The sequence below is a fragment of the Shewanella maritima genome (assembly GCF_043643735.1).
GTDB lineage: Bacteria > Pseudomonadota > Gammaproteobacteria > Enterobacterales > Shewanellaceae > Shewanella > Shewanella maritima_A.
In genome coordinates this window covers 25706-38360 of record NZ_JBHZSM010000002.1, presented here as the reverse complement: position 1 = coordinate 38360, position 12655 = coordinate 25706, and the positions used below count along the sequence as shown (strand labels likewise).

At 42.3% G+C, this 12655-nt stretch carries 12 protein-coding genes; 6 read left to right on the top strand and 6 right to left on the bottom strand.

Going from position 1 to position 12655, the window contains the following annotated elements; all coding sequences use genetic code 11:
• Positions 1-458 precede the first annotated feature (458 nt).
• A complete protein-coding gene (gene yihA / locus ACHUGF_RS02335) occupies positions 459-1118 on the bottom strand; it encodes a ribosome biogenesis GTP-binding protein YihA/YsxC (RefSeq protein WP_394129170.1) in 660 nt (219 codons plus the stop codon).
• A gap of 261 nt (positions 1119-1379) precedes the next feature.
• On the opposite strand from yihA, the gene ACHUGF_RS02330 reads away from it, so the two are divergent.
• The 4 genes from ACHUGF_RS02330 to ACHUGF_RS02315 all read left to right on the top strand — a co-directional run bounded on the left by ACHUGF_RS02330 (position 1380) and on the right by ACHUGF_RS02315 (position 4717).
• Positions 1380-2000, top strand: a complete 621-nt coding sequence (locus ACHUGF_RS02330; protein ID WP_394129169.1) for a c-type cytochrome — start codon at positions 1380-1382, stop codon at positions 1998-2000.
• Between the two features lie 963 nt (positions 2001-2963).
• Positions 2964-3512, top strand: coding sequence for a methyltransferase domain-containing protein (locus tag ACHUGF_RS02325; protein ID WP_394129168.1), 549 nt, complete (start codon positions 2964-2966; stop codon positions 3510-3512).
• 52 nt (positions 3513-3564) lie between these two features.
• Entirely contained in the window at positions 3565-4116 is a 552-nt protein-coding gene (gene yihI / locus ACHUGF_RS02320) for a Der GTPase-activating protein YihI (protein ID WP_394129167.1), read from the top strand.
• Positions 4117-4249: 133 nt separating this feature from the next.
• Positions 4250-4717: a DUF2489 domain-containing protein gene (locus tag ACHUGF_RS02315; RefSeq protein ID WP_394129166.1), complete on the top strand. Its 468-nt coding sequence runs from the start codon at positions 4250-4252 to the stop codon at positions 4715-4717.
• A 41-nt stretch (positions 4718-4758) separates the two neighbouring features.
• On the opposite strand, the gene ACHUGF_RS02310 is transcribed toward ACHUGF_RS02315, so the two are convergent.
• Positions 4759-5178, bottom strand: a complete 420-nt coding sequence (locus ACHUGF_RS02310; protein WP_394129165.1) for a YybH family protein — start codon at positions 5176-5178, stop codon at positions 4759-4761.
• 138 nt (positions 5179-5316) lie between these two features.
• Here ACHUGF_RS02310 and ACHUGF_RS02305 point away from each other — a divergent pair, with 138 nt between their 5' ends.
• Complete coding sequence (locus ACHUGF_RS02305) at positions 5317-5874, top strand: lysophospholipid acyltransferase family protein (RefSeq protein WP_394129164.1); 558 nt, start codon at positions 5317-5319, stop codon at positions 5872-5874.
• 137 nt (positions 5875-6011) lie between these two features.
• On the opposite strand, the gene ACHUGF_RS02300 is transcribed toward ACHUGF_RS02305, so the two are convergent.
• Positions 6012-7283, bottom strand: coding sequence for a mechanosensitive ion channel family protein (locus ACHUGF_RS02300; protein ID WP_394129163.1), 1272 nt, complete (start codon positions 7281-7283; stop codon positions 6012-6014).
• Positions 7284-7480: 197 nt separating this feature from the next.
• Between ACHUGF_RS02300 and ACHUGF_RS02295 the strand changes: the two genes are divergently transcribed.
• Positions 7481-8029 carry a TonB-dependent receptor gene (locus tag ACHUGF_RS02295; RefSeq protein WP_394129162.1) on the top strand — a complete coding sequence of 183 codons (549 nt, stop codon included), beginning with the start codon at positions 7481-7483 and terminating at the stop codon, positions 8027-8029.
• Between the two features lie 268 nt (positions 8030-8297).
• Here the strand turns inward: ACHUGF_RS02295 and hutH are convergent, their stop codons facing one another.
• The 3 genes from hutH to hutC are packed head-to-tail and all read right to left on the bottom strand — an operon-like array spanning position 8298 to position 12266.
• Positions 8298-9836: a histidine ammonia-lyase gene (hutH, locus tag ACHUGF_RS02290; RefSeq protein ID WP_394129161.1), complete on the bottom strand. Its 1539-nt coding sequence runs from the start codon at positions 9834-9836 to the stop codon at positions 8298-8300.
• On the bottom strand, positions 9836-11509 hold the full coding sequence (gene hutU / locus ACHUGF_RS02285) for a urocanate hydratase (RefSeq protein ID WP_394129160.1): 1674 nt from the start codon (positions 11507-11509) through the stop codon (positions 9836-9838). Before hutU ends, hutH begins: the two co-directional genes overlap by 1 nt.
• 49 nt (positions 11510-11558) lie before the next feature.
• On the bottom strand, positions 11559-12266 hold the full coding sequence (hutC, locus tag ACHUGF_RS02280; RefSeq protein WP_394129159.1) for a histidine utilization repressor: 708 nt from the start codon (positions 12264-12266) through the stop codon (positions 11559-11561).
• Positions 12267-12655 lie beyond the last annotated feature (389 nt).

Genomic DNA, 12655 nt, shown 5'->3' with positions numbered 1-12655 from the left:
TTTTTACTTTCACACTTTTTTAGCTTAATAAACCAACAATAATGTGGCATAAATCACAATATTCACTCCATTTTGAAAATACTGTTTTCTATTTACAAACAAATGAGGTAATATTTTTCTCGTAGGGTACAGAGGTTAAGATGTTCAATCTTTCAAACCTTTTTTTTCACTAGAAATAGTGCGCCAAATATAGGCAACCTCAGCAATGTAAATTGTTGAGGTTTTTTTATACCCAAAATATTTTTAGAGTAAATACTTTAAATAATAGTTAAAACCAAGTATTCTAGTGATGTTGAGGGTCATTAATGATTGATGACACTTGAGTCTTGTTGAATTTTAGCCTCTCCCCAAAAGAGCTAATTTATTTCACCGACAATATTTTATATTGTCGGTTTTTTTTGGCCTAAAAAAAGCCAACCTGTTGGTCAGCCTTATCTTGCAATGGAAAAATGGCAATCTTATTCAGCGTCTTGCTCATCAGACTGTCCGTCTAATAACCATTGAGGATGGCACCACTGATTCAAAATTTTCAACACTTGCGGCTTACCTGTTCCCTTTAATGCTGAAAAAGGCTCTACCTTCACCCAGTCACCAAAGTCGGCAAGTTCTTTACGAATCTTATTTACTGTCTTCATTTTAGCGCTTTGAGCTAATTTATCTGACTTAGTTAATAACGCTAAAACTGGAATTTCACTCGTAACGGCCCACTCTATCATCTGCAAATCTAAGTCTTTGAGTGGATGACGAATATCCATTAATACAACCACACCACTTAAGCAGGCACGTTTTTGCAAATATTCGCCTAGCGCCTGTTGCCACTTTATTTTCATCGCAAGTGGTACTTTTGCAAAACCATAACCCGGTAAGTCAACTAACCGACGATCGTCGTCTAGCGCAAAAACATTGATTAATTGAGTGCGACCAGGCGTTTTACTCGTCCGAGCAAGACTTTTCTGTTCAGTTAACGCATTCAATGCACTCGATTTACCTGCATTTGATCGTCCAGCGAAGGCTATTTCTACGCCAACATCGCCAGGAAGATATTCATCTAGATGTGCGATATCTGGCGCACTAATTAAAAACTTGGCTTGGCGGAAGTCAATTCGAGATTCTGACACTGTTTGCTCCAGATAAGTTAAAAAAATAGCCACATTTGTATTAATGATTAACAAATGCTGTCTTTTCCACGTTTTCGTGTAAAATATTAGCCTGATCACATTATAACCCCAAGCCAGAGTAATGTGTGTGCTGCAAAATGGCATTTTGGCCACCTAAAACGGCATTGATAAGTGTAAATGAGCTTGGGACAACTATTTTACCACGCTTGCGGGTTTTCCTAGTAAGCTCAGGACAATAAATTAACAAGAAGTTGGAACGCCATGAAAAAGTTAGCTCTTGCGCTGTCTGTTGTAGCCACAATGTCATCACCAGTTATGGCAGAAGGTAATATTGAAGCAGGCAAAACCAAATCAATGATGTGTGCAGCCTGTCACGGTGCTGATGGTAACAGCATGATCGACATGTACCCTAAGCTTGCAGGTCAACATAGCAACTACCTAGAGAAACAGCTTAAAGATTTCCGCGCTGCAGCTAAAACCGGTGGCAGCGAAGGCCGTATGGATCCAGTTATGGGCGGAATGTCTATGACATTAAGTGATCAAGACATTGCTGACATTTCAGCTTTTTACGCATCTCAGCAAAAAGCCCCTATTGCAGTTAGCGATGTACCAGAACTTGGTGAGTCACTGTACAAGGGTGGTGATGTCGCCCGTGGTATAACAGCATGTATCGCTTGTCACGGACCTGACGGTAACGGAATGGAGGCTGCAGGCTTCCCTGAGGTTGGTGGCCAACATGCTAATTATATTAAAATCCAACTTAACAAATTTCGCGATACAAATCGTAACAACGACTTAAATGGAATGATGCAAGATGTTAGTAAAAAGCTAACTGATGCGGATATCGAAGCATTATCTAAATATATTTCAAGCATTAACTAACTTATCTTAGTTAACATTTGAGATAAGGAAGTGGGCATTTACGCCCACTTTTTTTTACTTAAAGTTTACGTTTACGTTAACTTTCAAATATTCTTTCTTGACATCAATCATGATTTTGCGGTTAAATAGCCCCGTACCGAGATGAACCCAACTGTTTAAGCAATAAAAATAACGTATTTAAACAGATTTCGGACATTTAACATTTAAGATACAAGAATAAAGTCAATCAATAACAATAATATACTAAGGCCACTCTTCAAATAATAATAAAGAGCAGCGATTTCAGTTTGAAATACAGGTCAATTAATTTTGTAAGGTATAGACCCAATTTGGTCGTCCAGCTTATATAGCACTTCCTTACGCACAGAGGTAAAAGTAACAGGGAAACAATTTGAAGGATTCAAATTGTAGCAAAGGAAGCTAACTGCTTTGGATGCACTCGCTGGAAGCTTGTTATCACTGGAAGGTACTTACTACACGGATGGTTTAGTTAAGTCATAGAAGACGTTATAGAGATTGATGAGTCAATTGAGACCATCTACGGAAACTGTGGTCAGGACGGCAACAGATAGAAATAAAGTGTCAGTGATGACCAATAACGATTAGACTGCATGGAAAGCTGTAAAAAAAAGAAGGATCCGACCGGGATAGTCGCATAGCAAGTAAGGAAACTTGGAATCAGAATAAGGTGTGTCTTGCACCGATCGTGAGGTGGCTGTTTACAGCCACCTTTTTTTATGGATTTTTTTCGAAATAGCGTCACAAGTTGCAATGCCTAGATGTAATAAGCAGTGTTTATTTATATACTCAGGTTATTGATATTATTAACGGACTCAGATGTAGTTGACGCTTCCTTGCCCATTATGTAACCACACTGCCCCGTTTTTTATACAAGATAAAAAGCGAGCCTTCTATTGCTGCAATCATTGCCAGCTCGTTTTTGCAGCCCCCAGCGGTCATGTCATGCAAAATGTTGAAAAGCAGCGTTATGGCCGTGCACAGAAAGCTTCAAAGCAAAGACAGTTATCACAATTCGTTCTACCACTCCTTGAGCAAGTTAGCCAACAGCAGCAACATCAAGCGCTAATTGGGCTCAACTTTGGCCGCTTGTTATCACCAAGTAGTTTGCAAAACATTGCTCAGTCAGGCCATACACTAAAACAATATGACCCCTTTTTTGCCGCAGATAACCAACTCTTAAGTTCGCAATATGACTTTGTGTGCTGCTATCGTGTATTTGAACATTTTCGCTCTCCCAATAAAGAGTGGCGTTTGTTATCAAATTTAGTTAAACCCGAAGGTTGGCTAGCAATCAATACGCCTTTATTGGCCGATCTAGCCCAGTTTTCGAAGTGGCATTATAAAAATAACCCGACTCATGTGAGCTTCTACCAACAGGCAACTTTCGAGTTTTTAGCCTCAATCTCTGATTTTGAGCTAATATTTGCCTCAAAAGATCTCATTTTGATGCAAAAAGCATCAGAATCTGATATAAAGCGCTCCCTTATTTGATCTTGTCGGCCATGCCGGTAAGAAAGTGTTATTCCAACTAAACGAGAACACCATGGCTCGCAGTAAAAAAACTCGCAAGGGCGGAGAAAACGGCCCAAAGCATGCTCCTAGAGTAAAAAAGGCCGACCGCAATCAGGTTGAAGGCAAGAAAAAAGGCAATGGTCGTCAATCAGGCAGTCGCCACAATGAGGCCTTGTTAAAAACTCAAAGCCCTAAATCTGGTGGCGCAGAACGCAATGATCCACGCCATGGCAGCAAAAAGCCTGTCGCTTTAACGTTGCCTAGCAATATTGCGGAACCTTTAAAGCCAAAGGCGAAACAGCCAAAGCTAACTGATGAGCAAAAATTACTGAAACTGGAAGAAGATCCAAGACTAAATAAGCTATTGGATATGCTTGAGCTAGGCAGCACACTCAATGACAACGATCAGAAATGGCTTGATCAACAGCTAGATAAGATTGAAGTGTTAATGCAAAAGCTGGGACTAACTGAAGGTTCAGCTCAATCAGAGAGCGAACAACAATCACCTGTCTCAGATGATGAGTTATTTAACCGCTTTGAAAGTGGCGCTGACTTGCTCAACATGTATAAAAACAAAGATTAGCCTTCATTTAGCTAGTCTGTTTATTAAGAATGGCATGCTATCGCATGCCATTTTTGTATAACTATGCCGCTTTCAAGCTATTTAGCGTAAAATAGTCTCACGAAATAACACATCAGTTTTATGAGGAAGTACCGTGTCTCCTGCAGTCATTGCCATTGCCGTCATCATCGTTATTGTGCTCGCCACCTATGCCGCTCACTTACTGATTAAGTTAAAAAAGCAAAACTTAACTCAGCAACTCGCTGCCGTTGAGCGTGAACGCCTAGCACAAGAGAAACGTGAAGCTGTTTTAACTGATATCCGCTATATTGCCAATGCGATGCTAGAAGAGCGTTGTGAACTATCTGAAGGCGTGATGCGCATCGGCAAATTGTTTGCTGCTTTATCATTAACTGAACAAGTCCAGCCGCAATACCCAAATCTATTTGAGCATTACGAGTTGATTGCTGACCATCCAATTAAGGAAGCACGCAAAGCCCTAGCTAAACAACAGAGAATGAAACTCGACCTTCAAAGAATGAAGTCAGAGACAAAGCTAGAACAAGGGATTATGGACGAAATAAAGCTTATTTCTGAGTTTAGCTGGCCAGTCACACATTAAGCTTTTATCAGGCTTCACTACAGGCGGCATTGATAAAACGACTAACCAGATGAATGGTCGTGTGTAATCACCCATTCATCGTCAATACGCTCAAACAACAACGTAAATACCCCACTGGGCGTATCCTTGTCTCGCGTGAGTGTCCAACGCCCGACCACCAGCGCAGCATAATTGCTAAGAAACTTAATATCCTTAATATTAAAGCTCAATTGCCCCATAGCTGTAGAGTTGGGGTAACTGCGTTTATATCTTTGGTTAATGTCATTCCAGCCATATCGCAATTGCCCACCACTCACAAACCTGAGCTTATCTGAATGGTAATAGCCCTGCATATAGCCATCAATATCACCTTGATTCCAAGCCTGTTCTTGCGCTGTTAATACTTTAATAATCTCATCAGAAGGCACAGCATTAGCTTGTAACCCGAAAAAACATAACATTAGTCCAAGTAGATATCGCATAACTTGCCTCTCTATAGCAGTATTGCTAGATTAACCTATGATGCTAAAGCAAATTTGTTGCTTTACCACATCCAATAACAATAACTAAAAAAATGAGTAAATGCAGTTACATACTGTATCTACATCATGGAAATATCGATGCTATCACTTTTTTTTAAAAGCCTGATGAAGTTATTAGGTTGGCGCTTTGAAGGTCAAATTAACCCAGATACCGCTTTCATTATGGCAGTGGGGCCTCACACCAGTAACTGGGACTTTGTGATGGGGATCATTGGTCGCGGAGCGCTAGACACAAAGATCCACTTTTTGGGTAAACATCAATTATTTATTCCTCCTTGGGGTTGGCTATTTAAAGCCATGGGCGGTTCGCCAGTTGATAGACGTAAGCACAATAACTTAGTTGATGCTGCAGTGCAGTTATATCAGCAGCATCCAAACTATAAGCTTGCGCTTGCCCCAGAAGGCACACGCAGCGCGGTAAAACGCTGGAAAACGGGCTTTTACCACATAGCTAAGAAAGCCGATGTTGATATCATTCCTGTTGGTCTCGACTTTGGTAAAAAGTGCATTGTCTTAGGTGAGCCAGTGAGGCCCAGTGACGACATGCAAGCTGATATGGACCAACTACTTCAGTTCTTCAGGCAAATAAAAGGTCGTCACCCCAAGGTGATTCCTGACTATCGAGTGAACGAGTGATAGGCAACTTTAATAACTCAGTGACCACACCTAACATCGGTTACATTGACCTTTATTAAAGCCATTAAACTGAATGTGGATGCTTTAAAAAGGCCTGAATAATTTCAGGCCTTATGAGGTTAACACTCATAACCGCTCTATGTGCGAGTACTCACCGGCTGGGTCAATGCCGATAGGTCATTACCAGTCGGCTTTTGATAAGCCCTTAAACCAAATTCAGGCAATATGGCAAAGATATGATCAAAGATATCAGCTTGAATCGCTTCGTAGTTCGCCCAAACGATATCATTGGTAAAAATGTACAACTCAAGAGGCACACCTTCACCACTAGGGGCTAACTGACGTACCATCAATGTCATGTCTTTATGTAATTTAGGATGCTGATCTAAATAAGCCTGTAAATAAGCTCTAAACGTGCCTAAGTTAGTCAAATGACGACCATTTACCAGGTTGTCATTATCTGAAGTATTGGCATTTTCAGCATTTATTTCGGATACAATCTGCGATAAATAACCTTTCAAGTGGTTAACTTTTTGAAGATGAGACAGCTCTTGCTCAGTTAAAAAGTGCACACTCGAAATATCAATATTAATCGCTCGCTTAATTCGTCGCCCACCAGATTCCGACATACCTTGCCAGTTTTTAAAGGCATCTGAGACCAATGCATAAGCGGGGATCATGGTGATGGTTTTATCCCAGTTTTGCACTTTCACAGTGTTTAAGGTGACATCAATCACCGCACCATCTGCACCATACTTGTCCATTTGAATCCAGTCACCTTTACTCACCATACGGTTAGCGGCTAGCTGAATACCCGCAACAAAGCCTAGAATGGTGTCTCTGAACACCAACATCACCAAACCGGTTGCTACACCTAAACCACTTAGGAAGTACACTGGAGACTGGTCCGATAAAATCGACACCACCACAATTAAGCCAACAATAAACATAAACAGCTTAATTAATTGCACAAAGCTTTTGACTGGAATGCGGCGATTAACTTTATTGACATCAGATATTTCATCAACCGCATTTAACGCAGAATACGCCGCGCGGATAGTAATTATCACCAACAATACACTGAATGTTCGATCGGCAATCGTGCTCAATAATGGGTGCTCAGTCAGGACGACTGGCACCAACAGATCTAGCAAGAGTACTGGCACAAACTTAGCGAGTCTCTCGAACACACCAAAACTAACAAATACATCATCCCACTGCACCATCGAGCGCTTAATAATATGATTAACACCTTTAACTAAAAACTTCTGTGTCAGGTAATAACTCAATCCAGCCAGTAATAAACATACGCACAAAATAATGGCTGTGGTTGACAAATCAGTAGGTTGAGCGTTGACGCCTAACTCTGAAAGCCACTGTGATAATTCTATTCTTGTATCTGTATTCACTGTCAGTTCCTAATCAGTGGGAATAAAGTTGCTTCAAATGATTTAGTCATCAATCTCAGCAATATCTCAACAAACATTTGTATGTAGAGCAAACAATTACGTAACAAGCGCGGGTTAATTCGACGTTTTTGCCATCTTTAATTGACCGTCATGTTGAATCTAACAACAATACGGCCAAGTTTGAACCGGAGTCAACGATGAAATACGCAGCTTTGCTTGTGGCAACCTTCACTATTGGTAGCTTGTTTAGCGCAGATAGTCAGGCAAACACCCGCTTAAATAGTGGCACCCAGAATTATGCGCCTTCACTGGGCTTAATGATTGATTATGTTAATACTGACAGTGGAATGTATGGCTTAACCTTGGCGCCAAAACACTATGACCCAGACTTTGCTGACTGGGGCTACTATATTGGTTATGCCCGTGGCGATAAAACCGATTTAGAATTTAGTGAGCCTGCTGAAGGACATATTCAAGAATATATGTGGCGCTTTGGTGTGAGTTACAGCCTGAGCCAAGATTTTAGCGTATACACAGGGGCAACTGTGTACATCTATGAAACCAACACAACCGATGGCATCATGCCATTAATCGTCGGCGGTGAACCTGAGTGGGAACAAGACAAAGATAAAAATTGGGGTGCTGAGTTTGGCATGCGCTACCAGTTAACGAAAGACTTTATCATCAGCGCAGGTTATGACACCCGTACCGAAGCGGCCATTATTAGCTTTGGCTTCAGCAGTTAATCAAAGTGCAGCCTGTTAAAAGTAGGCGCATTCAATAAAAAAGGACCTTGCGGTCCTTTTTTCGTTGTTACAGCCCTTAATCAACCACTATTTATACCAATTGGGATAAATAAGTGATCAGAGATTACGTAGGAAAAATCGCTTAGTACAAGGCAGAAATTGCAGTGAGCTAATTATGCTAACTTCAAAATTTCTAACAAGGTTATAAGCCATTTTTACCAATAAGAGTTAACCAGTAAGAATGATCACATACTTGTGCTAATTGGTACTATAAGCTTGGCAACATGCCTGCTGGCAAATACTGATTAAAACTCGCTGTGTGCAGTAAATCAGTGGCATTTTCAATATCAGGCGCAAAGTAACGGTCCTTGTCATAGAAATCGACAACTTCACGTAACTCCGCTTTGGCTTTAGCCACTGCATCACTCGGTTGTAAAGGCGCTCTAAAGTCTAGTCCTTGTGCAGCAGCCAGAATTTCAACCGCAAGTACACCTCGGGTGTTTTCACTCATATCTCGTAACCGGCGAGCAGCAAAGGTTGCCATCGACACGTGATCTTCCTGATTTGCTGAGGTAGGTAAACTATCTACTGAGGCCGGATGTGCATAGGTTTTATTCTCCGATGCCAATGCAGCAGCAGTTACTTGCGCAATCATAAAGCCAGAGTTAACACCGCCATTATCAACCAAAAATGGAGGCAGTTTTGACAAGCTAGAATCAATTAACAATGCGATTCTTCGCTCGGCAATCGAGCCTAACTCAGCAATCGCTATTGCTAAGTTATCAGCAGCCATCGCGACAGGCTCAGCATGGAAGTTACCACCAGAGATAATATCGCCCGTGTCTTGGAACACTAACGGATTATCAGTTACTCCGTTCGCTTCAACGGCTAACACTTCAGCCGCTTGACGAATTTGAGTTAAACACGCCCCTAACACTTGAGGTTGGCAACGCAATGAATACGGATCTTGTACTTTTTCGCAGTCCACATGGCTTAAGCTAATTTGCGATTCATCAGCTAACAGGTGGCGGAAAATTGCAGCAGAATCCATTTGACCTTGTTGGCCACGTGCAGCATGAATACGTGCATCAAATGGGCTACGGCTACCCATTGCCGCTTCAACACTCATTGCACCAACTACGGAGCTAGAAGCAAACAAATCTTCAGCATTAAACAAGCCTTCTAATGCTAATGCTGTTGAGGCTTGTGTGCCGTTAAGCAAGGCTAAACCTTCTTTTGCAGCTAGCTGAATAGGTTGTAAACCAGCGATTTCTAACCCTTCTTTGGCACTGATGAATTGCCCTTTATAACTCATCTCCCCCTCACCCAATAAAGGCAAGCACATATGAGATAACGGTGCTAAGTCACCAGATGCACCCACAGAACCTTTCTCAGGCACACATGGGTAAACTCCTGCATTGACAAGGGCAATGAGAAATTCAATAACTTGTAAACGAATACCAGAGAAACCTCGGCTTAACGAGTTAATCTTTAACACCATCATTAGACGTACGGTTTCATCTTGCATGTACTGGCCAGTACCAGCAGCATGAGATAACACGATAGAGCGTTGCAACAGCTGTAAATCATCAGGTGCAATCTTGGTATTAGCTAACAAACCAAAGCCAGTGTTAATACCATATACTGTACGACCTTCAGTGATCACATCTTGTACTAATGCTGCACTGGTATTGATATCAGCTATTGCTTCGCTAGCCAGTGATAATGCCACACCACTGCGGCTCACTTGACGAAGCTTCTCTAACGTTAGCGTGCCTGGTACAAGAGTTAAATTTAACTTAGTCATTATTTATCCCCTTGCATTGGTAAGTCTAAGCCTTGCTCTTTGGCACATTGTTTTGCAATGTCGTAACCTGCATCTGCATGACGCATTACACCTGTAGCTGGGTCATTCCATAGTACGCGCTCAACACGCTTCGCTGCGGCATCAGTACCATCACATACAATTACCACACCCGAGTGTTGACTAAAGCCCATGCCGACACCACCACCATGGTGTAATGACACCCATGTTGCACCACTAGCAGTGTTAAGTAACGCGTTGAGTAGCGGCCAATCTGATACTGCATCAGAGCCATCCATCATAGACTCGGTTTCACGGTTTGGACTGGCAACTGAGCCTGAATCTAAATGATCACGGCCAATGACCACTGGCGCTGACAACTCCCCATTTTTAACCATTTCATTGAATGCAGCGGCTAAACGCGCACGATCTTTTAAGCCCACCCAACAAATTCGTGCAGGTAAACCTTGGAACGCAATGCGTTCACGCGCCATATCTAACCAGTTATGTAAGTGCTTATCATCTGGGATCAGCTCTTTCACTTTTGCGTCGGTTTTATAAATATCTTCAGGGTCGCCAGATAATGCAGCCCAGCGGAATGGACCAATACCTTCACAGAACAATGGGCGAATATAAGCTGGAACAAAACCTGGGAAATCAAACGCGTTTTCAACACCCACTTCAAATGCCATTTGGCGAATGTTATTGCCGTAATCCAGTGTTGCCGCACCCATGTCTTGCAGCGCTAGCATCGCTTTAACCTGTACAGCCATCGACTCTTTTGCCGCTTTCACAACACCAGCTTCATCTTTTGTGCGCATATCAGCAGCTTGCTCAAGCGTCCAACCTTGCGGTAGGTAACCGTTTAAAGGGTCATGAGCCGATGTTTGGTCTGTTACCACATCTGGCTTAATGCCACGTTCAACCAGTTCAGTAAATACATCTGCGGCATTAGCGAGAAGACCCACAGATACTGGTTTGCCAGCCTTGTTCGCTTCATCCATCATTGCCAATGCTTCATCCAACGTTTTCGCCTTTTTATCCACATAACGGGTACGCAGACGGAAATCGATACGGGTTTCATCCACTTCACAAGCTAAAACAGAGAAGCCAGCCATGGTGCCAGCAAGCGGTTGCGCGCCACCCATGCCACCTAGGCCACCAGTAAGAATCCATTTGCCAGCAGCAACACCATCAAAGTGTTGTTTCGCAACGGCAACAAAGGTTTCATAAGTACCCTGCACAATACCTTGAGTACCGATATAAATCCAAGAGCCCGCTGTCATTTGACCGTACATGGCCAGGCCTTGCTTATCTAGCTCATTGAAGTGTTCCCAGTTAGCCCAGTGCGGAACTAAATTGGAGTTTGCGATAAGCACACGAGGCGCATCCGCATGTGTACGAAATACACCAACAGGCTTACCAGATTGCACTAACAGTGTTTCGTCATCTTCTAAGCGCTGTAACACCTCGATGATTTTGTCATAGCTTTGCCAATCTCTAGCAGCACGGCCAATGCCGCCATATACCACGAGATCTTCAGGGCGCTCTGCTACATCGGGGTGCAAGTTATTCATCAACATACGCATTGGCGCTTCTGTTAACCAACTCTTACAACTGAGCTTGCTACCGTGCGGTGCAAGGATCTTTCTGCTAGGGTCATGTCTGGTTGTCATAATGCTTTACTACCTTTGTGTTTATCGTTATTTGGCAAAAAATTGCGCTTTAGGGTTTAAAGGTTAAATGGCCACCTAATCTAAACTTACTGCCGGGGTGGACTAACCTTGCAAAACTGACCACACCTTTGCGTGACCAGGTTCGTCTTAAAATTTGTAAGCAGGGCTCATTGGCCGAGATTGCCAACCACTGCTGTAATTGTGGGTGCGCTAAAATAGCTTCGATGGTATGACTGGCTTCAGTCAGTGGTGCCACTTGTGACAAATACTCATGTGGGGTTTGCTCAGTAAAATCTTGTACTAAATAATCTGGGATCAACGCGGGATTTACAAAGCGTTCTTCAACCTGAAGTGGACGTGACTGCTCACAATGGATCAGCACTGAATAATAAACAGGATCACCTTCTGTTAAACCTAATGCAATCGCAATGGGCGCCGCTGCCTTAATTTCAGTAAGTGCGACTTGCTGAACACTGTAACCATGGCCACGCTGTTTGATTTCATCCGCAATATTGCGGATGTTGAGCAACGATGATTGTGATTTTATGCCTGCAACGAATGTCCCCAACCCTTGAGTGCGAGTTAGCACACCTGCTTCAACTAATTCCGTGAGCGCGCGCCTAGCGGTCATTCTGCTGCAGTGAAAACTCTCTGCTAACTGGTTTTCTGAAGGCACTTTGGCATTTTCTTGCCATTGCCCTTCTTCAATTTGAGTCAAAATATGCTGTTTAATTTCAGCAAACTTTGCCAGCGCCATATCCGTATCTCCGCAAAACAACTAGAGTATTTTTCAATCACGGTGTTCAAACCGTAACACCTTAAATTGAATAATTGTGTACAAAACCAGCATTAAGACTAACTTGTATATACAACCATTGGCAATAGTTTTTTACTTCCAGCGAAATAGCCCATATTTTATTGAATGTAGCGTTGGACACTGCGGTTTCCAACCAATGATGCAGTATCAGTAACGGAGAAATAAAAGAACAAGCATAGATTAGCTTCATAAATACAGTAACTTACGAGGCAAAAATACCTGTCACATTTGTATATACAAGCAAGTTCAATGATGCACATGCTTTGTCTCAAACAACTATTATTGAATCTACTTAAAATGATCGTTACAGTGGCGTTCAAAATAATAAC